28 protein-coding genes are annotated in these 23,178 nt (G+C 72.1%); 5 read left to right on the top strand and 23 right to left on the bottom strand.

The annotated features are described in order from the left end of the window. Window positions 1–11: 11 nt before the first annotated feature. Entirely contained in the window at window positions 12–824 is an 813-nt protein-coding gene (locus DEJ19_RS02215; protein ID WP_111233627.1) for a cupin domain-containing protein, read from the bottom strand. A gap of 142 nt (window positions 825–966) precedes the next feature. Between DEJ19_RS02215 and DEJ19_RS02210 the strand changes: the two genes are divergently transcribed. After that, entirely contained in the window at window positions 967–1,578 is a 612-nt protein-coding gene (locus DEJ19_RS02210) for an antibiotic biosynthesis monooxygenase (protein WP_035809639.1), read from the top strand. Here DEJ19_RS02210 and DEJ19_RS02205 read toward each other — a convergent pair. Genes DEJ19_RS02205 through uriH form a run of 6 tightly spaced genes read right to left on the bottom strand, consistent with a single transcriptional unit; the run spans window position 1,575 to window position 7,233 of the window. Continuing rightward, window positions 1,575–2,186, bottom strand: a complete 612-nt coding sequence (locus DEJ19_RS02205) for a TetR/AcrR family transcriptional regulator (RefSeq protein ID WP_181441569.1) — start codon at window positions 2,184–2,186, stop codon at window positions 1,575–1,577. The genes DEJ19_RS02210 and DEJ19_RS02205 overlap by 4 nt on opposite strands. Continuing rightward, a complete protein-coding gene (locus tag DEJ19_RS02200; RefSeq protein ID WP_111233625.1) occupies window positions 2,183–2,893 on the bottom strand; it encodes a DUF998 domain-containing protein in 711 nt (236 codons plus the stop codon). Before DEJ19_RS02200 ends, DEJ19_RS02205 begins: the two co-directional genes overlap by 4 nt. Before the next feature lie 19 nt (window positions 2,894–2,912). Then, on the bottom strand, window positions 2,913–3,857 hold the full coding sequence (locus tag DEJ19_RS02195) for a Ppx/GppA family phosphatase (protein WP_111233624.1): 945 nt from the start codon (window positions 3,855–3,857) through the stop codon (window positions 2,913–2,915). Window positions 3,858–3,907: 50 nt separating this feature from the next. After that, window positions 3,908–4,768, bottom strand: a complete 861-nt coding sequence (locus DEJ19_RS02190; RefSeq protein WP_110865606.1) for a ribokinase — start codon at window positions 4,766–4,768, stop codon at window positions 3,908–3,910. Beyond that, window positions 4,765–6,195 carry a uridine transporter UriT gene (gene uriT, locus DEJ19_RS02185; protein ID WP_110865607.1) on the bottom strand — a complete coding sequence of 477 codons (1,431 nt, stop codon included), beginning with the start codon at window positions 6,193–6,195 and terminating at the stop codon, window positions 4,765–4,767. Before uriT ends, DEJ19_RS02190 begins: the two co-directional genes overlap by 4 nt. A 6-nt stretch (window positions 6,196–6,201) precedes the next feature. Next, the gene (uriH, locus tag DEJ19_RS02180) at window positions 6,202–7,233 is read right to left on the bottom strand and encodes a uridine-preferring nucleoside hydrolase UriH (RefSeq protein WP_111094331.1); all 1,032 of its coding nucleotides are present in this window, start codon (window positions 7,231–7,233) and stop codon (window positions 6,202–6,204) included. A 162-nt stretch (window positions 7,234–7,395) separates the two neighbouring features. On the opposite strand from uriH, the gene DEJ19_RS02175 reads away from it, so the two are divergent. After that, window positions 7,396–8,394: a LacI family DNA-binding transcriptional regulator gene (locus DEJ19_RS02175; protein ID WP_239001389.1), complete on the top strand. Its 999-nt coding sequence runs from the start codon at window positions 7,396–7,398 to the stop codon at window positions 8,392–8,394. A gap of 324 nt (window positions 8,395–8,718) precedes the next feature. Here DEJ19_RS02175 and DEJ19_RS02170 read toward each other — a convergent pair whose 3' ends face one another. From DEJ19_RS02170 to DEJ19_RS02130, 9 genes are all read right to left on the bottom strand, one after another. Continuing rightward, on the bottom strand, window positions 8,719–10,392 hold the full coding sequence (locus DEJ19_RS02170; protein WP_111233623.1) for an MDR family MFS transporter: 1,674 nt from the start codon (window positions 10,390–10,392) through the stop codon (window positions 8,719–8,721). Continuing rightward, a complete protein-coding gene (locus tag DEJ19_RS02165) occupies window positions 10,389–11,009 on the bottom strand; it encodes a TetR/AcrR family transcriptional regulator (RefSeq protein ID WP_258367298.1) in 621 nt (206 codons plus the stop codon). Before DEJ19_RS02165 ends, DEJ19_RS02170 begins: the two co-directional genes overlap by 4 nt. A 52-nt stretch (window positions 11,010–11,061) precedes the next feature. Beyond that, window positions 11,062–11,544, bottom strand: coding sequence for a GNAT family N-acetyltransferase (locus DEJ19_RS02160; protein ID WP_258377436.1), 483 nt, complete (start codon window positions 11,542–11,544; stop codon window positions 11,062–11,064). A 74-nt stretch (window positions 11,545–11,618) separates the two neighbouring features. Continuing rightward, window positions 11,619–12,308 (bottom strand): HAD family hydrolase, encoded by a 690-nt coding sequence (locus DEJ19_RS02155; RefSeq protein WP_071404856.1) that lies wholly within the window; start codon window positions 12,306–12,308, stop codon window positions 11,619–11,621. A 53-nt stretch (window positions 12,309–12,361) separates the two neighbouring features. Beyond that, the gene (locus tag DEJ19_RS02150; protein WP_111233622.1) at window positions 12,362–13,003 is read right to left on the bottom strand and encodes an MBL fold metallo-hydrolase; all 642 of its coding nucleotides are present in this window, start codon (window positions 13,001–13,003) and stop codon (window positions 12,362–12,364) included. A gap of 58 nt (window positions 13,004–13,061) precedes the next feature. Beyond that, the gene (locus DEJ19_RS02145; protein WP_027467151.1) at window positions 13,062–13,487 is read right to left on the bottom strand and encodes a MarR family winged helix-turn-helix transcriptional regulator; all 426 of its coding nucleotides are present in this window, start codon (window positions 13,485–13,487) and stop codon (window positions 13,062–13,064) included. 79 nt (window positions 13,488–13,566) lie between these two features. Further along, window positions 13,567–14,139: a DUF3618 domain-containing protein gene (locus tag DEJ19_RS02140; RefSeq protein ID WP_027467152.1), complete on the bottom strand. Its 573-nt coding sequence runs from the start codon at window positions 14,137–14,139 to the stop codon at window positions 13,567–13,569. Next, window positions 14,136–14,579, bottom strand: a complete 444-nt coding sequence (locus DEJ19_RS02135) for a phage holin family protein (RefSeq protein WP_051597109.1) — start codon at window positions 14,577–14,579, stop codon at window positions 14,136–14,138. Before DEJ19_RS02135 ends, DEJ19_RS02140 begins: the two co-directional genes overlap by 4 nt. Beyond that, complete coding sequence (locus DEJ19_RS02130) at window positions 14,576–15,415, bottom strand: hypothetical protein (RefSeq protein ID WP_111094333.1); 840 nt, start codon at window positions 15,413–15,415, stop codon at window positions 14,576–14,578. Before DEJ19_RS02130 ends, DEJ19_RS02135 begins: the two co-directional genes overlap by 4 nt. Before the next feature lie 146 nt (window positions 15,416–15,561). Here DEJ19_RS02130 and DEJ19_RS02125 point away from each other — a divergent pair, with 146 nt between their 5' ends. Together DEJ19_RS02125 and DEJ19_RS02120 are read left to right on the top strand one after the other, a co-directional pair. Beyond that, window positions 15,562–16,317 carry a glycosyltransferase family 2 protein gene (locus DEJ19_RS02125; protein WP_111233621.1) on the top strand — a complete coding sequence of 252 codons (756 nt, stop codon included), beginning with the start codon at window positions 15,562–15,564 and terminating at the stop codon, window positions 16,315–16,317. Between the two features lie 111 nt (window positions 16,318–16,428). After that, window positions 16,429–17,073 (top strand): hypothetical protein, encoded by a 645-nt coding sequence (locus DEJ19_RS02120; RefSeq protein ID WP_111233620.1) that lies wholly within the window; start codon window positions 16,429–16,431, stop codon window positions 17,071–17,073. Between the two features lie 9 nt (window positions 17,074–17,082). Here the strand turns inward: DEJ19_RS02120 and DEJ19_RS02115 are convergent, their stop codons facing one another. Then, a complete protein-coding gene (locus tag DEJ19_RS02115; RefSeq protein WP_111233619.1) occupies window positions 17,083–17,700 on the bottom strand; it encodes a helix-turn-helix domain-containing protein in 618 nt (205 codons plus the stop codon). A 58-nt stretch (window positions 17,701–17,758) separates the two neighbouring features. Here DEJ19_RS02115 and DEJ19_RS02110 point away from each other — a divergent pair, with 58 nt between their 5' ends. Next, on the top strand, window positions 17,759–18,766 hold the full coding sequence (locus DEJ19_RS02110) for an NAD(P)/FAD-dependent oxidoreductase (RefSeq protein WP_111233618.1): 1,008 nt from the start codon (window positions 17,759–17,761) through the stop codon (window positions 18,764–18,766). Between the two features lie 60 nt (window positions 18,767–18,826). On the opposite strand, the gene DEJ19_RS02105 is transcribed toward DEJ19_RS02110, so the two are convergent. The 6 genes from DEJ19_RS02105 to DEJ19_RS02080 form a co-directional block, all read right to left on the bottom strand. Then, window positions 18,827–19,492, bottom strand: a complete 666-nt coding sequence (locus DEJ19_RS02105) for a pentapeptide repeat-containing protein (RefSeq protein WP_111024920.1) — start codon at window positions 19,490–19,492, stop codon at window positions 18,827–18,829. A gap of 33 nt (window positions 19,493–19,525) precedes the next feature. Beyond that, window positions 19,526–19,957, bottom strand: a complete 432-nt coding sequence (locus DEJ19_RS02100; RefSeq protein ID WP_111233617.1) for a DUF6314 family protein — start codon at window positions 19,955–19,957, stop codon at window positions 19,526–19,528. A 9-nt stretch (window positions 19,958–19,966) separates the two neighbouring features. Next, on the bottom strand, window positions 19,967–20,218 hold the full coding sequence (locus tag DEJ19_RS02095; RefSeq protein WP_111024922.1) for a hypothetical protein: 252 nt from the start codon (window positions 20,216–20,218) through the stop codon (window positions 19,967–19,969). After that, the gene (locus DEJ19_RS02090; protein ID WP_111101232.1) at window positions 20,218–20,574 is read right to left on the bottom strand and encodes an SHOCT domain-containing protein; all 357 of its coding nucleotides are present in this window, start codon (window positions 20,572–20,574) and stop codon (window positions 20,218–20,220) included. Before DEJ19_RS02090 ends, DEJ19_RS02095 begins: the two co-directional genes overlap by 1 nt. A 239-nt stretch (window positions 20,575–20,813) precedes the next feature. Then, window positions 20,814–21,899, bottom strand: a complete 1,086-nt coding sequence (locus DEJ19_RS02085; RefSeq protein ID WP_111233616.1) for an NAD-dependent epimerase/dehydratase family protein — start codon at window positions 21,897–21,899, stop codon at window positions 20,814–20,816. Beyond that, window positions 21,899–23,092, bottom strand: coding sequence for a zinc-dependent alcohol dehydrogenase (locus DEJ19_RS02080; protein ID WP_110865531.1), 1,194 nt, complete (start codon window positions 23,090–23,092; stop codon window positions 21,899–21,901). Before DEJ19_RS02080 ends, DEJ19_RS02085 begins: the two co-directional genes overlap by 1 nt. Between the last annotated feature and the right edge of the window lie 86 nt (window positions 23,093–23,178).

Below are 23,178 nucleotides of genomic sequence, written 5' to 3'. Positions count from 1 at the left end.
CCACTCCCGGGTCAGGCCGCGGTCGACCCGCCGCCCGCCAGGCGCTCGAGCGTGGTGAACACCTCGACGTACTGCTGGCGGAGCGCCGCCCACCCGGCGCCGGTGTCGATCGACTCCGGGTCCTCGACGGGCACCGCGTACCCGTACTGCGCCCGCGGGACCGGGTCGCCCGGCAACCGGAGCTCCTGGGTGAACGCACCGCTCGCGGCCTCGAAGGTCAGGGTGTGCGACGCGATGTTCCGACCCCAGTCCGCGGACGGCCACGACATGAACGCGACGTGCCGCATCCCCTCGGCGGGATCGGTCGCCGAGACGTAGCAGCCGTGGTGGTCCTCACCCGGGGACAGGATCGTGTACGTGCCGTTGTCCCGGTAGACGAGCAGGGCCTCGGCGAAGGGCTTCGGTGCGTACATCGCGGTGTAGCGCAGCGCGTGCACGAACTGCGGCCCGCCCAGCGGGACCGTCACGAGCGCGCTGCGGGCCGGCCCTTCGCTCGGTGGCGCCTCGCCCGGGGTCGACGCCGCTGCACCTGCCGGCAGGTGGGCGACGTAGAGCAGCTCGGCGTCCTCCGTGCCGGTGCTGCGGCCGTCGTGCACGATGCGCGGCTCCTCGACCAGGGCCTGCCCCGGCCCGACGACCCGAGTGGCCTCTTCGGTGACGTGCGTCAGCGCGCCGCGCACCACGAGACCCGTCTGGCGCGCGTCGTGCCGGTGCCAGCCGGTCGACGCACCCACCGGGAGCGTCAGCCGCCGCACCTCGTACGTGCCGCCGTCGGGCCCGTCGACGGTGGCGACGAGGGTGGTGGTGGGCTCGGGATCGGTCATCGGGGTCCTCTCGGTGGCGCGTTCGCCAGATGATCGTCTTGCACCCGCCTGGGACGGCGGTCGAAGGACGACGCGGATCCGTTCAGCCGACGCGCGAGGCACGTGTCACGAGCCGGAAACACGGGTCCGGGACACTGGTCGGATGACTCCACAAGAGCCTGGGAGCCTGCAGTCGTCATCCGAGACCGCAGGCCCGCCCGTCACCGTCTCCGTCACCCGCCTGGTCGAACCCGATCGCATCCCCGAGGTCACCCGCTGGGTGCAGTCCGGGGTGAACCTGGCGAACCGCTACCCCGGCTTCCTCGGCTCCGGGTGGGTGCGTTCCACCGCGCAGTCCCGCGAGTGGCACATGCTCTACCGGTTCGCCGACCACGACTCCCTGGCGACGTGGGAGAACTCCGACGACCGGCTGCGCTGGCTCGACCTGGGCCGTGACCTGGTGGTGGAGTCCCGCGTCGAGAAGCGCACCGGCATCGAGGGGTGGTTCGACGTCCCGCAGGACGCCCCGGCCTCGAGCGCTCCCCCGCGGTGGAAGCAGTCCGTGAGCATCTGGCTCGGCTTCTTCCCGGTCAACCTCGCGTTCACGTACCTGACGGCCTGGCTCGTCCCCGCGTTCGCGCACGTCGCGATCCTGCCCCGGGTGCTCATCACGACCGTCGTGCTCACGCCGATCATGACGTTCTGGGTGCTGCCGTTCGTGACGAAGCTGATCCGCCCGTGGCTGCTCGCTCCGCCGAGGTCCGAGCGGGCCTAGCCGACGACCCCGAGCGGCACGGGCCCGTCGTGGCCGAGGGCGTCCCATCCGATCTGCAGCATGTGCGGCCGGGCCTCCGGCGCGGAAGCCTCGGTCTCGTACGTCAGCGCGAGCATCACGATCGCACCGAACGCCCCGGAGACCCGTGCACGCCGGTCGAGCGGGGTGGCCGTGGCGTCGGCCATGTCGATGCCGAACACGTCGAGGAGCGTCGCTGCGACCGGTTCGAGCCGGACGCCGACGTCATCCCCGCGTCGCAGGGTGAAGGCCGCGAGCGCGAGCTCAGCCCACCCCGGCCGGACGAGAGCGAGGTCGGCGATGCCCGCGAGCGCCGCGGCGTCGCGGGGCTCCCCCACGGGGGCGGCGGTGGCAGCTGCCCGGATCGCCTCGGTCTGCGCGGTGCACTGCGCGAGCGCGGCCTCGACGAGCAGCTCCTTGCTCGTGAACCGGGCGAGGATGCCCGCCTTCGAGTAGCCGGCCTGGTCGGCGACGGCCTGCACGGCGGTGTCCTTGATGCCGCGTCGGGCGATGAGTCCGGCGGTGATGTCCAGGACGACCCCGTTGATCTCCTCGGCAGAGGGCCGAGCACGGCGCGCAGGGCGGGTCACGCGCCGACCGCCGAAGCCCGCGCCGTCCGTAGGCGCCGCGACCCTGCGACCAGCAGGGCGATCCCGGTCAGGAGCTCCCACGCGACGATCGTGTACACGGACGCACGCTCCCACACGCCGTCGGGGAGCACCTCGATCACCGTCGACGACGAGTCCACGACGAGCATCACGAGGGAGACGAGGCCGACGATCCCGAGCACGACGCTCGCGATCCGGTAGACCGCCGGTGCCCGCAGCGCCCCGGACCCGATGCCGGCGGTGATCGCCACGAGGTTGCCGGTCGTGATCGCTGCCGCGGCGCCGAGCACGTGGAACACGATGGTGCCGCCGTCGGTGCTCGTCTGGCTGCCGTGGAACGAGCCGACCAGGACCATCCCGACCAGGTGGACCACGGCGAGGACCGCGGTCGCCACCCGGGCACGGCGGGACGCGGCGCGGAACACCACGGCGGCGAGCACCGCTGCGATCCCGAACAGGACGCCCTGCCCGATGAACGTCGTGTTCATGAGCACGTGCAGCGGTGAGTCGATCGACCGCCCCTGGAACGTGCCGACGTCGGGGACCCCGAGGTCGGAGACGTAGTTCGTCGCGTAGCTGTAGCCGGGGAACGCCGACGCCGAGACGGCTTCGCCGACGAGCCATCCGACTCCCGCGACCGTCCAGAGTGCGCCGGGGACGAGCACGCGGGGAGTGTCCGATTTGGTCATGTACTGACCATAACGGTCACTACTGGGAGTTGCCCAGCACCGACAGCTGGTCGAGCCGCTCGAGGATCACGCCCTCACGCAGCGCCCACGGGCAGATCTCGAGCGCCGGCAGGTCGAAGATGTCCAGGCACGCCTCGGCGACGAGCGCCCCGGGCACCACCTGGTGTGCGCGGCTCGCCGAGACTCCCGGCAGCGCCGCGAGCTCGTCGACCGACATCGTGAGCAGCTCCGGCAGACGCTGCCGCAGCACCGCGCCGTCGAGCGCGCGCGGCACCAGGGGCCCGGCAGCGGACGGTGCGGCACCGCAGATCCGGGCGATCGACCGGAAGGTCTTCGAGGTCGCCACGGCCCGGTCCGGACGCCCCGAGCGGAGCAACCGTCCGGCGTCCCGAGCGATCTCCACGCGGATCTCGTGCCGGATGCGGCGGACGTCGTCCTCGGTCGGGGTGCCGGCCGCGAAGTAGGAGCGCGCCAGACGTGCGGCGCCGATCGGCATCGACCACGCGACGTCCGGCGCCTCATCGGCACCGCCGGCGATCTCGAGCGAGCCACCGCCGATGTCGAAGACCGCCAGGCGACCGGCGGACCAGCCGAACCACCGGCGCACGGCCAGGAACGTCAACCGGGCCTCGTCGGAGCCGGACAGGACGGCCAGTTCGACCCCGGTGGAGGCCTCGACGTGGGCGAGCACGGCCTCGGAGTTGCCGGCGTCGCGCACCGCCGACGTGGCGAACGCGAGCATGTCCTCGCACCCGCGTTCCTCGGCGACGCGGACGGCGTCGGCGACGAAGGCGGTCAGGGCGTCGATCCCGTGCCGGGTCACCGCGCCCGAGTCGTCGAGGTGCTCGGCCAGCCGCAGCGGCTGCTTGAACGAGGACGCCGGCAGCGGCGCGGCGCCGCCGTGGGCGTCCACCACGAGCAGGTGGCCGGTGTTGGACCCGATGTCGAGGACTCCCACGCGCATGGGCTCAACGCTAGTGGCCGAGCAGTCACGCCACGGCCGGGAGGCCCGTCCTACGCCCGCAGGAACGCCTCCAACTCGGCGATGGTCGGGTACGAGGCCTGTGCGCCCGGCTTGGTCGCGGCGTACGCCCCGACCCCCACCGCGAACCGAGCGGCGTCGACGAGGGTGTCCTCCGCGGCCAGACGCAGCGCCACCGCACCCATGAAGGCGTCGCCGCAGCCCGTGGTGTCCACCGGCTCGACCCGCACGGCGTCGATCGACACCGGCTCGGCACCGCGATCGTGCACGACGCACCCGGCACCACCACGGGTGACGATCGACCGGGTGACGCCGTGGTCACCGAGCGCCGCGGCCTCGTGCTCGTTCACCAGCAGTACGTCGGTCAGCTCGAGGAGCTCGGCCGGCACGGCGCCGAACGGCGACAGGTTCGTGAGCACCGTGACCCCGGCGGCGTGCGCGGCCCGGGCGGCGGCGAGGACGACGTCGATCGACACCTCGAGGCAGAGCCCCAGCACCGCGGCGTCGGCAAAGGCGTCGGTCGGCACATCGTCCGGCGTCAGCGTGCCGTTCGCCCCGGCGGAGATCACGATGGTGTTCTCGCCTGCGGCGTCGACCGTGATGACGGCGGTGCCGGTCGCGACGCCCTCACGGATCGCGACGTGCGTCGTGTCGACACCCGCAGCCGCGACGGAGTCGCGGAGCAGCGCACCGTTCCCGTCGTCGCCGACCGCACCGATCATGCGCACCGTGCCCCCGAGCCTCCCGGCAGCCACCGCCTGGTTGGCGGACTTGCCCCCTGGCAGGATCGCGAGGTCGGAGCCCTGCAGGGTCTCACCGGGCTGGGGGAAGCGCGTGGTGCGGACCACCAGGTCCGCGTTGAGCGACCCGACGACGACGATGCTCTCGGTCAACGGACGGTCTCCTTCTGCGGGGCGACGGACGTGGTCTCGGCACCCTCCGGACGGGGGATGAGGAACGAGATCGCGAGTGCGACGGTCGTGATCGCGGCCCCGAGCAGCATGCCACCGGAGTACCCGGCGGTGCCCGCGGAACCGCCGACGCCGAGCGCGATCTGCAGCGCGGGCAGGACCGCGAAGCTGACCCCGGCACCGAGGTTGAACGCACCGGCGTTCAGCCCGGGCAGGAACCCGGGGTTCGACTCCGGCGACAGCACGATGCCCAGGCCGTTCAGGATGATGTTCGCAATACCGGCGTAGGTGATGCCGATCAGCACGGTCGCGGTGACCAGCACGGGCAGGGAGTGCACCCCGACGAGCGCCATCAGGACGGTCGAGACGATGCTGCCGATCAGGCCGAAGCGGAGCACGGCTCGGTACCCGATGGTCGGGGCGAGGCGCCCGGCGAAGGGTCCGACGATCCAGCCGACCAGCGCGTACGGGGTGAGGAACACGAGCGACGCCAGGTCGGGCTCCATCCCGAAGCCGGCGTCACCGTTCTGCGCGAGCGAGGTGACCAGGCCGTTGACGACCGCGAAGACGCCCGTCATCGTCAGGAACGTCGTCGCCAGCAGTGCCCAGGTCGCCCGGCGCTGCAGGAACCGGGTCTCGACCAGGGGCTCCCGCACGCGCGACTCGACGGCCCAGAACACCGCGAAGGCGACGAGCGCGACGACGACGCCACCGACCACGAGCACGGGGTTCGCCGCGCCGAGCTTGCCGGCCTCGTTGAACGCCGTGAGCAGCGCACCGACGCTCACCACGAGGGGGACAACGCCGATCCAGTCCATCCGGGTGCCGGCCGAGGGCTTCGACTCGACGCCCCAGACCGCGACCAGGAGCAGGGCGAGGACGGTGACGACGGCGATGACCCAGAAGATCCCGCGGAACCCGAAGTTCGTCGCGATCCAGCCGCCGGCCAGGGCGTCGACACCCGCGATGCCACCGTTCACCGCGGTGAGCAGGCCGAGCGCGGCGCCGTAGCGCTTCGGGTCGCTGATCTCGTTGCGCAGGACGAGCAGGCAGATGGGGACGACCGGACCGGTGACGCCCTGGATGATGCGGCCGGCGAACAGCATCGGCACGTTCACCGCGAGCGCGGCGACGATGCTGCCGACGAGCATCACGGCGAGCATGCCGATCAGCACGCGCTTGCGGCCGACGATGTCGGACAGCCGCGGCAGGAAGAGCGAGAACAGCGCCGCGAGCGTGAAGTACAGGGTCTGCGACAGGCCGATGGTGGCGTCGTCGGTGTTGAGCTCGCGCGCCATCGTGACGAGGGCGGGGCTGAGCATGCTCGCGTTCAGCTGGAACGCGATGCACGCGGCGAGGAGCGCGGCCGTGAGGGCGCCGATCGACTTCTTCGTCGAGGTGGTGGTCATGGGGGTTCAGCGCTCCGGGGTCGTGGTGATGCCGGCTTCGACGGCATCGGCGGCGGCACGTGGGGTCCAGCCGGTGTCGGCCGTCTCGCCGATGCGCTCGAGGGCGTCGACGACGAGGTCCCAGAACCGGCCGTGGTCGAGCTCCATCGCGGCGCTCGTGCGGCAGTCCTCGGGTGCGGGGGCGCGGAAGTCGGCGACGGTCATGCCGAGGGTCAGCGCGCCCTGGGTCTCGACGTGGATCGGGACCTTCACGGCACGGACGATCGTGGGGTCGATCACGTAGGCGACGGCGCAGGGGTCGTGGACGGGCGGGGCGTCGAAGCCCTGGGCGTCCTTGTAGGTCTGCCCGAAGAAGTCGAGCAGCTCGCCGACGAACGCGGCGGGGGCGGTGCCGACGCCGGCGATGCGCGCGGCGACCTCGGGGGTGGCGAGGGCCTGGTGCGTCAGGTCGAGGCCGACCATCACGACGTCCCAGCCGGCCTCGAACACGATGGCCGCGGCCTCGGGGTCGATGACGATGTTGAACTCGGCGACCGGGCTCCAGTTGCCGACGTGCACGCCGCCGCCCATGAGCACGACCTGCTTGACGCGCTCGACGATGCGGGGCTCCTTGCGGGCCGCGAGGGCGATGTTCGTCAGACCCCCGGTCGGCACGAGGGTGACCGTGCCGGGCTCGTGGGCCATCACGGTGTCGATGATCAGGTCGACGGCGTGGCGCGCGTCGAGGTCGAACGACGGCTCGGGGAGCATCGGGCCGTCCAGGCCGCTCTCACCGTGGATGTCCGGTGCGACCTCGATCTGGCGCAGCAGCGGGCGGGCGGCTCCGGCGGCGAACGGTACCCCGGTGATGCCGGCGATGCGGGCGACGGCCAGGGCGTTGCGGGTGACCTTCGGCAGGGTCTGGTTGCCGACGACGGTGGTCACCGCGAGCAGGTCGATGGCCGGGCTGCCGTGGGCGAGCAGGAGCGCCACGGCGTCGTCGTGGCCGGGGTCGCAATCGAGGATGATCTTCGCGGCGGGCTGGGTCGCATCGGGCACGCTGGGCGCTCCACTTCTTCGGGGAATCGAGGTGAGTGCTCGACGTGGTGGGGATCCACGGGCCGGCAGAGCGCTGGCGACGCGGCGCGTCAAGCGTTTGACATCGAAACACGTCAAACGCTTGACGTCAAGTTCGACCACCACGCTCGCTAGCATCGACGGGTGCCCTCCCCCGCCGTTCCGAGCCGTCGTGTGACCGCTGCGATGGTGGCCGAGCGTGCGGGCACGAGCATCGCCACGGTCTCCCTCGTCGTGAACGGCAAGGACCGCGGACGGGTCTCCGCCCCCATCGCCGCACGGGTCCGCGACGCCGTGGACGACCTCGGCTACGTCGTCGACCACGCGGCGAGTTCCCTGGCGCGCGGCAGCGGCGACCTCGTCGTGTTCATCGCCCCCGACCTGTCGAACCCGTTCTTCGCCGAGGTCATCCGTGGCGTCCGCGACACCCTTGGCGACCGGTTCCAGCTCGTGCTCTCCGTCACCGAGCGGGGTGCACAGCCGGTCGCGGCCGACGTCCGGCGCTTCGAACGGCTCCGGCCAGCCGGCATCCTGGTCGACGCCCCAGCCGCCGACGAGCCGATGTCGGCGAGCGTCCCCGTGGTGCTGCTCGACGCCCCCGGCGGCCCCGAGGCCGTCAACTACGACCTCTCCACCGGCGTGCACGACCTCGTCGCCCACCTGCACGACCAGGGACACCGGCACGTGGGCTACCTCGACGGCACATCGCGGGCGGCGACGTTCGGCGTGCGCCGCGAACTGTTCGAGCAGGCCTGCGCGGACGCCGGCATCACGGTCTCCGAGGTCACCGCGCGCGCCGACCTGACCGTGGAGGCCGCGGCCTCGGCCACCGAGCACGTCATCGAGGCCTGGCAGGACGACGACGTCACCGCGGTCGTCGCGGCCGCGGACACCCTGGCCTACGGAGTCCTGCGGGTCGCCGGCGCGCTCGGCATCGCCGTCCCCGGCGCACTCGCGGTCGCGGGCTTCGACGACCTGCCGTCGTCGTCGGTCACCGCGCCGGCCCTGACGAGCGTGGCGCTTCCCGGCGCCGACCTCGGTCGGGCTGCAGCACTGCGGCTCCTCGCGACGCTCGACGGCACGGCCGCCGAGCCCGCGGCCCTGCCGACGCGGCTCGTGCCGCGCGCGAGCACCGGCGCGTAGCGCGCCGCGCCGGCGCCCGAGCCGGGCCCGCGAAAGCGACACATCTCGCACGTCCGAGGCGGCAGGACCGCGAAAGCGACAGTTCGACGCGGATGTTCCGCGGAGAACTGTCGCTTTTGCGAAGGAGGCGGGCTGGCCACGCGCCGTGGGCGCGGACGCGCCGGACGGGAGGCCCGGTGCCAGCCCGCACCGCGCCTCCAGGGAGCGACGGGCGCGACCACCCCGCGATGGCGACAGATCTCGCCGCCCACCGACCGGCAGGACCGCGAAAGCGACAGATGTCCGCGGACGTTCTGCGCAGATCTGTCGCTTTCGCGAGGCTGGCTACTGCTGCGTGCGGTCCGTCGGCTCCGCCGCCGCGTGCTCCGCACGGGCCGCGCGCTGCGCCCGCTCGAGCTCGTCGGCCTCCTCGCCGCCGACGGCCTCGCCACGGGCGACCATGCCGGCCGTGTCGGAGAGCGTGATCTGCGGCAGGAAGAGCGCGAGCAGGAACGCCACCGCGATGAACGGCAGCAGGTACCAGAACACCGGTGCGAGCGAGTCGGCGTACGCGTTCACGACGCCGTCCTGCACCGCCGGCGGCAGCCCGGCGACGGTCGACGGGTCGATGCTGCCCGCCGACGACGCCGCATCGGTCGCCGAACCACCGGCACCGCGGAACACGTCGGTCAGCGACGTGGTGAGCCGCGCGGTGAAGAGCGCGCCGAAGACGGCGGTGCCGAGGGAGGCGCCGACCTCGCGGAAGTAGTTGTTCGTCGAGGTCGCGGTGCCGACCTGCTCGGCGGGGACGGCGTTCTGCGCGACGAGGACGACCACCTGCATGATCAGGCCGAGCCCCGCACCGAAGACGAACAGGTACGCGCAGATGAGCCAGATCGGGGTGTCCGCCGCCAGCTGGGTCATCGCGAGCATCGCGATGGCCACCAGGACCGTGCCGACGATCGGGAACATCCGGTAGCGCCCGGTCTTGGTGATCAGGACACCCGAGGCGATCGAGGTGCCGATCAGACCGGCCATCATCGGCAGCATCAGCAGGCCGGAGACCGCAGCCGAGGTACCCGAGGCCATCTGCAGGAACGTCGGGACGAAGCCGATCGCGGCGAACATGCCGATACCGAGCACCAGGCCGATGCCGGTGGCCAGCAGGAAGGTGCGGTTGCGGAAGAACGACAGCGGGAGCACGGGGTCCTGCGCACGGGACTCGACGAACACCAGCAGCGCTGCCGAGACGACGAGACCGGCGAACCAGGCCCAGGTCTCGGGGGCGTCCCAGCCGTGGTCCTTGCTGCCGCCGAACTCCGAGAAGAACACCAGGCACGTGGTCGCTGCGGACATGAACAGCACGCCGAGGACGTCGATGCGCTTCGTCGCCTTCTTGTTCGGCAGGGTCAGCGCGAACCAGGCCACGAAGAACGCCGCGATGCCGACCGGGATGTTGATGTAGAACGCCCAGTTCCAGGTGAGGTGGTCCACGAAGAAGCCACCGAGCAGCGGGCCACCGATGGCGGACAGGCCGAAGATCGCACCGAGCGGGCCGAGGTACTTGCCGCGCTGCGAGGCCGGGACGATGTCCGCGATGATCGCCTGCGACAGGATCATCAGGCCGCCGCCGCCGAGCCCCTGCATGGCGCGGAACGCCACGAGCTGCGTGAAGTCCGCGGCGAACGCGCACCCGGCCGACGCGATGGTGAACAGCGCGATCGCGATGAGGAACAGGTTGCGTCGGCCGAGGACGTCGCCGAACTTGCCGTAGACGGGCATCACGATGGTGGAGGCGAGCAGGTACCCGGTCGTCAGCCAGGCCTGGTGCGCGACGCCGCCGAGCTCGCCGACGATGGTCGGCATCGCGGTGGAGACGATGGTCTGGTCGAGGCTGGAGAGCAGCATCCCCGCGATCAGGGCGGAGAAGATGATCCAGATGCGACGCTGCGTCAGGAGCAGCGGGCCGTCGGAGCCTGGGCGGGCACGCTTGGTGGTGCCCGGCGCGGTGGCGCTCATGTGGTGTGTTCCCGTTCGGTCGTGGTGACCGCCCTGAGCAGGCGGAGGTTCTCGGTGAGCAGTTCGTCGAACGTCGGCCCGGTGGCCTCGTCGAACGCGTCGTCGAAGTACTCGGTCGCGGTGGCCTTCATCAAGGCGGCCGCAGCCTCGGTGACCAGGCGCGGTCGGCGGTCGGCGGGGTCGTCCCACCCGAACCGTCGCCGCAGGGCCACGGTGATCCGGGCGAGCTGCACGTCGGTCGCCGACAGGAACCGTGCGACGAGTGCCGGTTCCCGCTCGAACACCCGGCGGACCAGGGCTTCGTCGGCGCGGGCGATGCCGACCCGGTGGAACTGGTCGATCGCCAGCGCCACGATCGAGCCGAGGGGGTCGAGCTCGCCGGGGACGATCCCGCCCGCGGCGTAGGCATCGATCGCCTCGACGTCGGCGTTGAGCTCGATGCCGAGCACGGCGTCGTCCTTCGACCCGAAGTGGTTGAAGAACGTGCGGCGCGACACCCCGACGGTCTCGCAGAGCTGCTCGATCGTGAAGCCGTGCAGCCCGTGTTCGACCGTCGCCCGACGTGCCTCGACGATCATGCGTCGGCGCAGCGCGCGGGTGCGTTCAGTGGTGCTCACCGAGCAAGAATTGCACTCTCCTGCTGAAAGTGCAATACGGGACGGGGCCGGGCTACAGGGCCTTCTCGAAGCAGAACGACCACGGCATGGTCGCGACGTAGGGCTCGTAGACGTCGATCTGGTCCCAGCCGGTCTTGCGGTAGAGCGCCACGGCGTCGGGCTGCTTGTCGCCGGTCTGCAGGATGAGCCGCGGGGCGCCGAGTTCACGGCCGACGCGCTCGCACTCGTCGAGCAACGCGGTGGCCGCACCCTTGCCACGCGCGGAGGCCAGCACGATGAGGCGCTTCAGTTCGACCTCGTCGCCCAGACGTCGGACGGCGATGTGCCCGACCGGGTCGCCGGACTCGTCGAGAGCCAGGATCGACGTGACGACGGTCGACGGGTCGACGCTCAGCGCACGACTCCGCTCGGCGGTGACCGCCGGGTCCTCGCCGGCGTTGGCCGACCCGTAGCGCTCGTGCATCTCGTCGTCCATGCGGGCGCGGAGCACCACGCTGCGGGGGTCGTCCCAGGACACGCGTTCGATCGTGATCACGAACGTCGATCCTGGCACGGGCGACCGACGACGCGGAAACCGAGGCGCCCGTCGGGCGCGACCGGCGCCGCCCGTCAGTCGCGCTGGCCGAGTGCCGCGATCGGGCCCTCGCCGGCGCGGAACGCCGCGAGCACGGCCGCCGCGTCGTCGTACACCTCTGCCGCCCCGGCACCCCGGAGCTCGTCGCCGCCGATGCCGCCGGTCATCACGCCGACGCACGGTACCCCCACCTTGCCGGCGGACTCGACGTCCCACATGGCATCCCCGACCATCACGGCGTCGTCGGCGGAGACCCCGGCCTTGTCGAGCGCGACCCGGATGATGCCGGGGTCCGGCTTCGCCTGCTCGACGTCCTCGGAGCTGGTCTCGGCGGTGACCCACTCGCCCGCGTCGAGCAGGTCGCGCAGGCGGGCGAGTTCGTGCTCGGGCGCGCTGGTCGCCAGGACCACGGCGTGCCCGGCCTCGGCGACGGCCTGCAGGAGTTCGCGTGCACCCGGCAGCAGCCGGAGCCGCGGCATCTGCTCGGCGTAGTAGGCGGTGTGGAACTGCTTGGCGGTGTCGCGGGTCTCCTGGGACGCGTCCGGCAGCAGCGTCTCGAGCAGCTTCGCCGAGTCCATCCCGATCGCGCGGTGGATCCGCCAGGCGTCGACGGACTCCCCCGCCGCCAGGAACGCCCGCCACCACGCGTCGATGTGCGCGTAGTTCGAGTCGGCGAGGGTGCCGTCGATGTCGAAGAGGACTGCTGTCGTGGGTGCGTCGGCCATCACACCATGCTGCTCGGGAGGCCCGGATCGCCTCCCAGGGCCGCCCGCGTCCGTCAGACGGTGATCGTCTCCCCCGCCGGCAGGATCAGGACGGGCACCGGCCCGAGACCGTCCGGGCCGAGGAAGCGCGCGGCGGACTGCTGGCCGAGCTCGCTCAGCATCGCCTCGTGGATCTGCACGGCCCGCTCCGGCGCCACGGCGCGCACGTAGTCGACGGCCTGGGCGGTGTTCGTCCACGGCCCGCTCGTCGGCAGCAGCAGGGTCGGCACCGGGACACCGGGCTCGAGGTACGCGTCGCCCGGGTGGAACACCGCGTCGTCCACCAGGTAGCCGACGTTCGCGGTGGACGGGATGTCGGGGTGGATGACCGCATGCTGCTCGCCGAAGACCCGGACGGAGAACGGTCCGACGGTGATCGTGTCGCCGGCGCGCACCGCTGCGACCCGGCCGTGCTGTTCGCCGAGCTGCTCGACGACGGTCTCCGGACCGCGGACGACGAGGTCCGGGTTCGCGGCGAGCCCCGCGCGCAGGGCGTCGATGTCGAAGTGGTCGGGGTGGTCGTGCGTGACGAGGACGCCCGCGGCGCCACGGACGAGGTCGACGGCCTCGGGCGTGAACACCCCGGGGTCGATGACGAGGGTGACGCCGTCCTGCTCGAGGACGACGGTGGCGTGGTTGTACTTCGTCAACTCCATGCGCACAACTGTACAGCCGTGTTGTACTTCTGCGATCGCCCAGGAGGTGAGGAGTCGTTCAGTCAGCCCGGCGCGCGACCCGCTCGAACAGCTCGGGCAGTCGGCGCAGCAGCGCACGCTCCTCGGCGTCGGTCTCCTCGCGGATCGCATCGGCCAGCCAGTCCGTGCGGGCGTCCGTGTCGCGCTGCAGTGCGGCCCGGCCGGCGTCCGTGATCCGGATGACCGACGCTCGGCGGTCGGTGTCCGACGCCGTCCGGTCGACGTACCCGAGTTCGGCCAGTTCGCCGACCGTGCGGGACTGCCCCTGGTGCTTCACCCCGCGGCGGCGCGCGAGTTCCGCGATCGTCATCGGGCCCTCGCGGTGCAGGAACCCGAGGGTGGTGGTGTGCGTGGCCGGCAGCGCGTCCGCCTCACGTCGTGCGGCACGCACCACCCGGCCGATGGACTGTCGGAGCTCCGCAGCGAGCTCGTCGATCGGGTCCATGCCCGGAACGCTACCGCGTCACGGACAGGAGGCGCGGTGCCAGCTGGCACCGCGCCTCCTGTCCGTGACGGGGTTCCGCTCAGCTGCTGCGGACGTCGTCCGCCGCACCCTGCGCGTTGTCCTTGACGTCGGACGCGGCCCCCTGCGCCTCGCCCTTGACCGCCTGCGCGGCGTCCTGCGCGGTCCCCTTGAGGTCCTGCGCGTGCTCCTTCGCCACGTCGCCGAGCTGCGAGCCGACGTCCTTCGCCTGCTCCTTGACCTCGTCGACGAGCGGTGCAGCCTTGTCCTTCAGCTCACCGGCGAGCTCTTCTTCCTTCTCGGTGGTCGGCAGGAGCGACGACACGAGCCAACCGGCACCGAACGCGATGAGGCCGACGGCCAGGGGGTTGCCCTTCGCCTTCTCGACGCCCTTCTGCGCGACGTCCTTCGCCTGGCCGGTCGCGCCCGAGGCGGAACCGGAGGCGCTCGAGCGGGCCGACTGGGCCGCGCCCATCACGGACTCACGGACGTCCTGGAACCGGCCCTTCACCTTCTCACTCTGGCGGTGGGCGATGGACGACGGGCTGACCTTGTCGGCGAGGGCGTCGACGTCGGAGCCGAGTTCGCCGCGGGTGCGCTCGATGTCGGCGCGGATCTCGTCTGGGGTGCTCATGGCTTCCTCCCGGTGTTGGGCTTGAGTGTCTCGGGGACTTCCTTGGCGGTCTCGACCGTCTGCGGGGCGCCCTTGATCTCCTTGATCTCCTTGCGCCCGCGGACGGCCAGGATCGCGGCGACGATCGCGTAGACGACCGCGATGATCAGGGCGGACCAGGCGTTGCCGATCAGGTAACCGAGGCCCCACCACGCGGCGATCGACAGGAACAGCAGGGCGAACACGGCGGTGAGTCCAGCGCCGCCGAACATCCCGCCCGCCTTGCCGGCCTTCTTCGCGGAGTCGGTCAGCTCGGCCTTCGCGAGGGCGACCTCCTGCCGGAACAGACTGGAGAGGTCACGCGACACGTCGGACAGCAGCTCACCGAGCGGTGTGGTCGCGGCGCGCTCCTCGGGCGTCGGTTCACCCAGGGGTGTCGCGCCGGGGACGGACTGGCTCATACGCCACTCCCCGATCCGGTGGTGCCGTCGCCGGCCTCCTTCTCGTGCTTGACCTCGGTCGCGAGCGCCTTGGTCAGGCGTCCGGCGAGCAGGCCAGCACCGGCGGCGATCGCGATGAACGTGCCGGGGCGCTTCGCGGCGAAGGTCTTCACCTCGTCGAGCAGCGAGCCCGGGTCGCGGTTCTCGAGGAACCCGGCGGCCGAGGTCGCGCGGCCCGACAGGTCGCGGACGACCTTCGAGGCGACGCCCTGCTCGTCGTCGTTCTCGGCCATGCGACCGAGCTGCTCGCCGAGGGAGCGGAGTCCGCCGGCAGCGCGCTGCTGCTGCTCGCCGGCCTGCTGCTTGAGGTTCTCGGACGCCTGGCCGTAGAGCTGCTTGGCATGGTCGGTCGCCTCGGAGGCAACCTTCGACGCCTGCTCCTTGGCGGTGCCCGCGACGTTCGCGGCCTTCTCCTTGGCGTCGCCGGCGACGTCCTGCGCGGCACCCTTGGCCGCGTCGGCCTTGCCGGAGCCGCTGCCCGAGTCACTGCCGGAGCCGGAGCCGCTGCCGGTGCTGCCGGAGCCACCAACGCTGCCGGCGGATGCCGCGGACGGGACGGCGGGGAGCTGCTCGTCGGCCGGGACGGCGTCGAGGGGTGCGTCGAACGGCACCTCGGCGGCGCTGTCGCCGTACGGGTCGTAGGTCTGGGGTGCACCGGGGTCGGTGGGTCGCGCGGCGGGGGTACCGCTGGCGTACGACGGCACGGTCACGCCGGGGGCGACCTCGTGGCCCTCGGAGGCTGCGGTGCGGTCGTGGATGGGCGTCCCGGAGTCGTTCCCGGGTGGGTTCGTGGTCATGGTCGGCCTTCCGGTTGTCGTCGTCCCCGGCGTGCACCGGGGGCGTTTCGCATCGAAGGTGCGCGCTGCCCTCTGGGGCAGGACCCAGGAATGCCGGGAAACGCGGTCCGGCAATCCGCACAGGTGGAAGCCGGTTGGATCGACGGATGCCCCGTGTCTCGGTCGTCATCCCCGTGCGGGACGATGCCGTGCACCTGCGCCGGTGCCTCGCCGCCCTCGCAGCTCAGACCCGGCCGGCCGACGAGGTCGTCGTGGTCGACAACGGCAGCTCTGACGACAGCGCGGCGGTCGCCCGGGACGCCGGTGCGGTCGTGCTCACGGAGCCGGTGCGCGGGATCGCCCGGGCCTCGGCGCGCGGCTACGACCGGGCGTCCGGCGACGTCGTCGTGCGGCTCGACGCCGACTCCGTCCCGCCGCCGTCCTGGATCGCCGACGCGGTCCGGTTGTTGGCCGACCCCGAGGTCGTCGCGGTCACCGGTCCGGGCCGGCCGCGGAACGGTGGCGCCGTGGTGCGCCGACTGTGGAACGCCGTGTACATGGGCCCGTACTTCGTCCTGATGTGGAGCGCGCTCGGGCACCCGCCGCTGTTCGGGTCCGCCATGGCGATGCGTCGGTCGACCTGGGCCGCGGTCGGTGGGCGAGCCCACCGCGACGACGCCGAGGTGCACGACGACGTCGACCTGAGCATGCAGCTCGACCCGGCCTGGCGGGTGGTGGCCGACCCCGTGCTCACCGTGCAGGTGTCCGCGCGACCGTTGGCGGGCCTCCCGTCCGTCTGGGTGCGGACGCGACGCGCCCTCCACACGTTCCGCGTGAACGGCCGGCGGGCGAACCCGGTGCGCCGGTGGGCGCGACGGCTGCGATCGCAGTCGCGGTTGCGGCGGTGGTGGCGCAGCCGCTGACCGACGGGGTCGGGGGACAACGAATCGGTGACGGTCTCAGCCACCGCGGCCCCCGGTCGGTACGTTCGTGAGCGACGGTCACGACCTGACGCGACCGGACGAAGGGGAACCATGCGCCACACGATCACGCTCGCTGCCCTGGTGGCCGCGGGCCTCGCCCTGACCGGCTGCGCCCAGGCCGGACCGGCCGGACCGGCGAGCGCCACCGCGACCAGCGCAGCCGACCCGACGTCGGCGCCGAGCCCGACCGACACCACGACCGCTCCGAGCCCCACCGACACCGGGGCCCCGAGCGACGACACCGTCACCGTCCCGGCCAGCTGCACCGACCTGATCACCCCTGGCAAGTGGGACAAGGCGTTCGCATCGGCACCGCTCAACGACCCCTCGGTCGTCGGCGACCCGATCGCGATCCCGAAGAGCTCGTTCACCCCGGCGCTGCAGGGCGACGGCAAGCGCCTGTACTGCGTGTGGCGGGAGCCGCAGGCCGACATCTCGTACCTGTCCATCGCGGTCGACGCAGTCGATCCGGCCGCAGCCCGCGACGCGCTCGAGCAGCTCAGCGCGAAGGGCTACGACTGCGGCGACGAGTCCGACGGGTACCTGTGCCAGAAGGTCTCGAAGAACTCGCAGTACCCGGTCACGGACGGCGACACGTACTTCACCCGGGGCGACCTCGGCATCCACATCCAGCAGTCGAACATCGAGACGACCGATCTGCTCGACGACGTCGTGGCGAACGTGTTCACGGACTGACGCAGGGGGTCACCGGGCGGGGCGGGACCGCACGTGCGCCCGCTCACCCTGCGGCCCGTACAGGCACAGCACCTCGGTGACGGAGTCGGTCACGTTGCCCATCCAGTGGGGCGTGTGGGTGTCGAACTCGGCGACCTCTCCGGGGCCCAGGTCGAGGTCGTGCTCCCCCAGCACCAACCGGAGCCGTCCGGACAGCACGTAGAGCCACTCGTAGCCCTCGTGCGTCTTGAGCGACGGCTCCCCACCCGGGGTGTTCGGCGGGAACAGCTGCTTGAAGGAGCGCACCCCGCCGGTCCGCTTCGTCAGCGGCACGACGACGCTGCCGCCGTGCACCTCGGGCTTCATGTGCACGCGCGGGTCGCCGGTCTGCGGTGCGCCGACCAGGTCGTCGAGGGGCACCTGGTACGCCCGCGCGAGGGGCAGCAGCAGTTCCAGCGTGGGCTTCCGTTGACCGGACTCGAGCCGCGACAGAGTGCTCACCGAGACCCCCGTCTGCTCGGACAGTGCCGCGAGCGTCACGTCGCGGTGGGCGCGCAGCGCGCGCAGGCGGGGGCCGACCCCGTCGACGACGTCGGCCGTCGTGCGCGGGGCGGTCGTGTCCTGGTTGCCGTGTCCCATGTCCGCCATGTTGCCACACCGGCAAACTTCGTTGCTGTTCACGCTCGAACCGCCGCATGATCAGCGCATGCCTGCACACTTCGACGTCATCGTCATCGGCGGCTCGGCCGCCGGCCTCTCCGCCGCCCTCATCCTCGGCCGTTCGCGGCGCTCAGTGCTCGTCGTCGACTCCGGCGAGCCCCGCAACGCCCCGGCGGCCGGCGCGCACAACTACCTCGGCCACGAGGGCGTCGCGCCCGCCGAGCTGGTCCGCATCGGTCGCGACGAGGTCGCCGCCTACGGCGTCCAGGTCACGGCCGGGAGGATCGTGGCCACGTCCGCCACGACCGGTGACGGTCACGACCCGGTCGGCTTCTCGGTCACCCTGGACTCGGGCGAGGTCGTCACGGCACGCAGGCTGGTCGTCGCCTCCGGCGCCGTGGACGTCCTGCCGGAGGTCCCGGGCCTGGCCGAGCAGTGGGGGCGCGGGGTCGTGCACTGCCCGTTCTGCCACGGGTGGGAGATCCGCGACCAGCGGATCGGGGTCCTCGTCACGACACCGAACGCCGCGCACCACGCGCTCATGTTCCGGGCGCTGAGCGATCGGGTGACCGCGTTCCTGACCGATCGGGCCCTGATGGACGACACCGCCCTGGCTGGTTTGGCCGCCCGCGGCATCTCGGTCATCGAGGGCCCCCTCGCCGCCGTGGTCTCCGAGGGTGACCGGCTGACCGGGGTCCGGCTCGGCGACGGGTCCTTCGTCGAGCTCGATGCCCTGGCCACGGCGAGTCGGCCTGAGGCGCGGGTGGGCTTCCTGTCCGGGCTCGGCCTCGCCGCCACCGACCAGTTCATGGGCGACCACCGGTTCGCGACGGCGTTGACCGTGGACGCCGCCGGGCAGACCGCCGCTCGTGGGGTCTACGCGGCCGGCAACGTGACGGCCCCGATGGCGACGGTCATCGCGTCGGCGGCGGCCGGCACCCAGACGGGCGCGGCGGTGCACGGCGACCTGGTGCAGGCCGACCTGGCGGCGGCGCTGGCCGGGGTGGGCGCGGGCGCCGGTGCGGCCATCGGCGCGGCCGAAGTTTCGCGCTGAGCGACAGTTCGCGGGGCCGGGTGGGCGTGGAGTGTCGGTGAGCGCGAAACCCGGGCTCGGTCAGTCGACGCGGTAGCCGGCCTGCGCGGCCAGCAGCGGTGCGAGCGTGTACAGCTGGTCGGCCCCGATCGTGGCCCCGCGGAAGCCCTCGAGCCGCTCGACCCGATCGAGGTCCGCTCCACGCAGGTCCACGTGGTCGATGCGGGTGTTCGACCCCTCGGCGGCGCGGATGCTGCTGCCGTCGAACGACACCCGCAGCAGCTTCGCGTCGGCGATGTCGAGCTCGTCGATGACGCAGTCACGGAACACCACGTCGGTGATCGTCGAGCCCCGCAGGTTCACGAACCCGAACTTCATGCCGACGAACTCGACGCCGTTCAGCCCGGAGTCGTACAGCTCCGCCGAGCCGACGCGACCGCCGGAGACCCGGACCTCGCGCCACGTGCTGCTCGATGCCCGCAGGATCGGGGCGTCGAGCGAGTCGATGATCGAGTCACGGACCCGGAGCCCACGGAAGTCCGCGTCGTCGCCCCGGAACGTGTCGATGACGCACTCCTCGATCTCCAGGTCGGGCAGTCGCTCGCCGGCCAGGTCGAGGACGTCGATGCGCTTGCCCTCGATGCGGTCACCCGTCAGGACGTCACCGGGTGCTGGCGCCCAGTCCTCGAGGTTCGTCGGTTCGGTCAGGGTGATGCGCGGGGCGTCGGTGCCGGAGGAGCGTGCCATGCCCCCAGTCTGGCGGTGACCGCCGACCCCGGGTCACGACCGGGGTCGGGTGAGGATGCTGTCCAGCCGGTAGTCCTTCGCCGGGCCGCGCGCTTCCCACCGCACCGTCCAGCGGTCTTCGTCGCCGTCGAAGGCACCCGTGTAGTCGTCCGGGGTGCAGGCGTGGGCGACGCTCGTGCCCCAGACCCAGTCGTGGAAGACGCGACCGTCGGAGAAGTGCACGGTCCAGCCGCCGGCGGCGCGGTGCGCCACGCCGGTACTCGTCCGCCGCAGGACGAGGGTCCGGGACACGGGCGTCGTCCGACCGTCGAAGGTCATCACGCCCGACTCGTCCCAGCGCACCTCGTCGTCGCCGACCCGGGTCAGGGTGGTGGTCCCGGTGACGGTCCCCGTGGCACCGGCGCGGTGGTCGTGCACGGTGCGGTGCAGGTCCCACGCCCCGAGCAGGTCCGTCGGCAGCAGCACCCGACCAGGCTAACCGCGCAGGGCCTCGGCCCGCGCGGCTCGACGCTCGTCGTCGGTGATGACCCCGCGGGCGTGCAGCTCGTCGAGTTCGAGGAGCCGCTGTTCCGGCGAGCTCCGACGGGCACCGTGCGGGCGCCGACTGCGGACGACCGCGATGCACACGGCGACGATGACCGCGATGACGATGAGTGCCATCAGCAGGGTCCAGACGAGGTCGTAGACCGGCGGGATCAGGGGGTTCTGCACTTCTTCGGAGGCCATCATCGTCCGCGCAGCGCTTCGGCTCGGGCGCTGCGGTGCTCCTCGTCGGAGATCACGCCGCGGGCGTGCAGGTCGTCGAGTTCGGCGAGCCGCTGTTCGAGTGGCTTGTCCGGTGCGAACGTGCGGCTCTGCATCGCCTGGTACGCGATGTCCTCCTGCATGGTGAGCGGGTTCTGACCACGGTCGGCCATCCGCTTGCCGCGGTAGAGCGACAGGATGACGATCGTCAGGGTCGTGAGGATCGCCAACGCGGCGACGACCCCGAACGCGATGCCGAACCAGCCGTCGAACAGGTCGGGCATCCCCGACTCCCCCGGACCCTCGAGCTCACTGAACGCGGACCAACTGAGCACCATCGCACTCCCCCTTCTCACAACGACGAGCGAAGCGTAGCGCGACACGGGGAACACGAGCGGGCGTTCCTTCCCAGAACGCCCGCGATGGAACGTGGAAACGGGCGTACCTGGTCGGAACTTTCGACCCGGTACGCCCGAAATCACCCGGTACGCCCGATTCGACCAGGCAGCGCGACCCCAGGCAGCGCGAGCCCCACCAGCCAGCGCGCCACGCACCACCCCGGCCTCCCCCAGCCCGCTCAGCCGCGCAGCGGCCCCGACCCCGGAACGTTCGCACCGTCCGCGAACCCGGCCACGAGTGCACGCAACGCTTCTTCGGAGGTGTGTCGGGCCTCCCATCCGAGCACCGACCGGGCACGGTCGGTCCGCATGATCGGCACGCCGGCGGCGATGTCGATCCACCCGGCGTCCGTCGGCTGCAACCGCAGCCGCCACGTCACCGTCACGACCCCGCGCAGCAACCGCAGCGGGATCCGGACGGCACCGAGCATGCCGAAGGCGCGCGCCAGTCTCGGCGGGTTGAGCACGGGCGACGCGGCGATGTTGAACGCCCCCGCTGCCCGTCGGTCGACCGCGCGCCAGTAGGCGTCGGCGACGTCGTCGGCGTGCACGGCCTGGAACACGAACGGGTACGGCAGCGGCAGCACGAGCCAGCGGATCCACCGCACGATCGACATCGGTACGAGGTGTCCGAGGAACAGCCCGCGGATCTCGGCGGCGGCGTCCCGCTGGAAGATCAGTCCCGGGCGCAGCCGGGTGACGGTCACGGAGGGGTGGTCGGCCTCAAACGCGTCCATCGCGGCCTCGTTGGCGGCCTTGTGGATCGAGTACGTCGCCGTCGGGATGCCGTCCGTCGGCCAGCTCTCGTCCACAGGGGTGCGCTTGCCGTCGACGTCCACTCCGCGGTAGGCACCGACCGACGACGCGACGACGACCTGGGGCACCTCGGCGCGCGCGACGGCCGCCAGGACGTTCGCCGTCCCGGTCACGTTCGTGCGGTGCTGCGCGGGGATGTCGTGCGTCGGCTGGAGCGCCCACGCCAGGTGGACGACGGCGTCGGCGCCCTGGAACACGGCCGTGAGCTGGTCCACGGCGTCCGCGGCGCCGACGTCCACGGCGTGCCAGACGGCGGCGGCGTACGGCTCCGCGCGCAGGTCCGGCAGCCGCCGGGCGACACCGACGATCTGGACGCCGGCAGCGTCACGCGCGACGTCACCGGCGGCGTGACGGCCGGTGTCACCGTCGTCGTCGGCGCGCACGGCCGCGAGCCGACGGAGCACCGCCGTCCCCACGTTGCCGGTCGCGCCGACGACGACGATGCGCATCAGGCCGCGGCCATCGCGGGGTCGAGCACGACCTTGACGCAGTCGTCCTGCTTCTTCTGGAAGACCTCGTACATGTGCGGGGCATCCTCGAGCGAGACGCGGTGGGTGGTCAGGTCGAGCGTGCCGAGCGGGTCCGACGGGTCGGAGACGAGCGGCATGATGTCGTCGATCCAGCGCTTCACGTTGCACTGGCCCTCGCGGATGGTGATCTGCTTGTCGAACAGCGTCATCATCGGCATCGGGTCGGCCATGCCGCCGTAGACACCGCTCAGCGAGACGGTGCCGCCGCGACGGACCAGGTCGATCGCCGCGTGCACGGCGGCCAGCCGGTCGACGCCGGCGGTCTCGATCGCCTTCTGCGCGAGCTTGTCGGGCAGCAGGCCGGCGGCGCGCTGGGCGAAGCCCGCCATCGGGTTGCCGTGGGCCTCCATGCCGACGGCGTCGACGACCCCGTCGGGGCCACGGCCGTCGGTCAGGTCGACGAGCTCGGGCACCAGGTCCTTCGTCAGGTCGAACACCTCGGCACCGTGCTTCGCCCCGAGGTCACGGCGGACCTGCTCGGGGTCGACGGCGAGCACGCGGTAGCCGAGGTGCTTGCCGATGCGGGCGGCGAACTGGCCGACCGGGCCGAGGCCGAGCACGGCGAGCGTGCCACCCTCGGGCACCTGGGCGTACTGCACCGCCTGCCACGCGGTCGGCAGGATGTCGCTCAGGAACAGCCAGCGGTCGTCGGGGGTGCCGTCGTCCGGCACGACGATGGGGCCGTAGTCGGCGTGCGGCACGCGCAGGTACTCCGCCTGGCCACCCGGGACCTGGCCGTACATCTTCGTGTAGCCGAACAGCGAGGCACCGGTGCCGTACTCGGTCACCTGGGTGGTCTCGCACTGCGACTGCAGGCCGTGCTGGCACATCCAGCAGTGGCCGCAGGAGATGTTGAAGGGGATGACGACACGGTCGCCGACCTTCAGGTTCGTGACGCCGGATCCGATCTCTTCCACGATGCCCATCGGCTCGTGGCCGAGGACGTCGCCGCGGTCGATGTACGGGCCGAGCACGCGGTACAGGTGCAGGTCGGAGCCGCAGATCGCCGTGGAGGTGATCCGCACGATCGCGTCGGTCGGCTCCTGGATGGTCGGGTCGGGGACGGTCTCGACGGACACCTTCTCGGTGCCCTGGTAGGTCAGTGCGCGCACGTTGCGTTCCTCTCGTGGTCGCTTCGAGCCTGCCTGGAGGCACGACTCGCGTTCCCCTCCTCGGTACGCGCCCGCCCCGTGGACGC

This window comes from Curtobacterium sp. MCSS17_016, from assembly GCF_003234255.2.
In the GTDB taxonomy this organism is placed as follows: Bacteria; Actinomycetota; Actinomycetes; order Actinomycetales; family Microbacteriaceae; genus Curtobacterium; species Curtobacterium flaccumfaciens.
Note: the sequence above shows the minus strand (reverse complement) of the source record. Positions and strands in the feature narration are given on the sequence as shown.

Excerpts from the sequence above, each read along its gene's own strand:
- DEJ19_RS02215 (WP_111233627.1), bottom strand. The coding sequence starts at position 824 with ATGACCGATCCCGAGCCCACCACCACCCTCGTCGCCACCGTCGACGGG.
- DEJ19_RS02210 (WP_035809639.1), top strand. The coding sequence starts at position 967 with ATGACTCCACAAGAGCCTGGGAGCCTGCAGTCGTCATCCGAGACCGCA.
- DEJ19_RS02200 (WP_111233625.1), bottom strand. The coding sequence starts at position 2,893 with ATGACCAAATCGGACACTCCCCGCGTGCTCGTCCCCGGCGCACTCTGG.
- DEJ19_RS02195 (WP_111233624.1), bottom strand. The coding sequence starts at position 3,857 with ATGCGCGTGGGAGTCCTCGACATCGGGTCCAACACCGGCCACCTGCTC.
- uriT (WP_110865607.1), bottom strand. The coding sequence starts at position 6,195 with ATGACCACCACCTCGACGAAGAAGTCGATCGGCGCCCTCACGGCCGCG.
- DEJ19_RS02170 (WP_111233623.1), bottom strand. The coding sequence starts at position 10,392 with ATGAGCGCCACCGCGCCGGGCACCACCAAGCGTGCCCGCCCAGGCTCC.
- DEJ19_RS02155 (WP_071404856.1), bottom strand. The coding sequence starts at position 12,308 with ATGGCCGACGCACCCACGACAGCAGTCCTCTTCGACATCGACGGCACC.
- DEJ19_RS02150 (WP_111233622.1), bottom strand. The coding sequence starts at position 13,003 with ATGGAGTTGACGAAGTACAACCACGCCACCGTCGTCCTCGAGCAGGAC.
- DEJ19_RS02145 (WP_027467151.1), bottom strand. The coding sequence starts at position 13,487 with ATGGACCCGATCGACGAGCTCGCTGCGGAGCTCCGACAGTCCATCGGC.
- DEJ19_RS02140 (WP_027467152.1), bottom strand. The coding sequence starts at position 14,139 with ATGAGCACCCCAGACGAGATCCGCGCCGACATCGAGCGCACCCGCGGC.
- DEJ19_RS02135 (WP_051597109.1), bottom strand. The coding sequence starts at position 14,579 with ATGAGCCAGTCCGTCCCCGGCGCGACACCCCTGGGTGAACCGACGCCC.
- DEJ19_RS02130 (WP_111094333.1), bottom strand. The coding sequence starts at position 15,415 with ATGACCACGAACCCACCCGGGAACGACTCCGGGACGCCCATCCACGAC.
- DEJ19_RS02125 (WP_111233621.1), top strand. The coding sequence starts at position 15,562 with ATGCCCCGTGTCTCGGTCGTCATCCCCGTGCGGGACGATGCCGTGCAC.
- DEJ19_RS02120 (WP_111233620.1), top strand. The coding sequence starts at position 16,429 with ATGCGCCACACGATCACGCTCGCTGCCCTGGTGGCCGCGGGCCTCGCC.
- DEJ19_RS02115 (WP_111233619.1), bottom strand. The coding sequence starts at position 17,700 with ATGGCGGACATGGGACACGGCAACCAGGACACGACCGCCCCGCGCACG.
- DEJ19_RS02110 (WP_111233618.1), top strand. The coding sequence starts at position 17,759 with ATGCCTGCACACTTCGACGTCATCGTCATCGGCGGCTCGGCCGCCGGC.
- DEJ19_RS02105 (WP_111024920.1), bottom strand. The coding sequence starts at position 19,492 with ATGGCACGCTCCTCCGGCACCGACGCCCCGCGCATCACCCTGACCGAA.
- DEJ19_RS02095 (WP_111024922.1), bottom strand. The coding sequence starts at position 20,218 with ATGGCCTCCGAAGAAGTGCAGAACCCCCTGATCCCGCCGGTCTACGAC.
- DEJ19_RS02090 (WP_111101232.1), bottom strand. The coding sequence starts at position 20,574 with ATGGTGCTCAGTTGGTCCGCGTTCAGTGAGCTCGAGGGTCCGGGGGAG.
- DEJ19_RS02085 (WP_111233616.1), bottom strand. The coding sequence starts at position 21,899 with ATGCGCATCGTCGTCGTCGGCGCGACCGGCAACGTGGGGACGGCGGTG.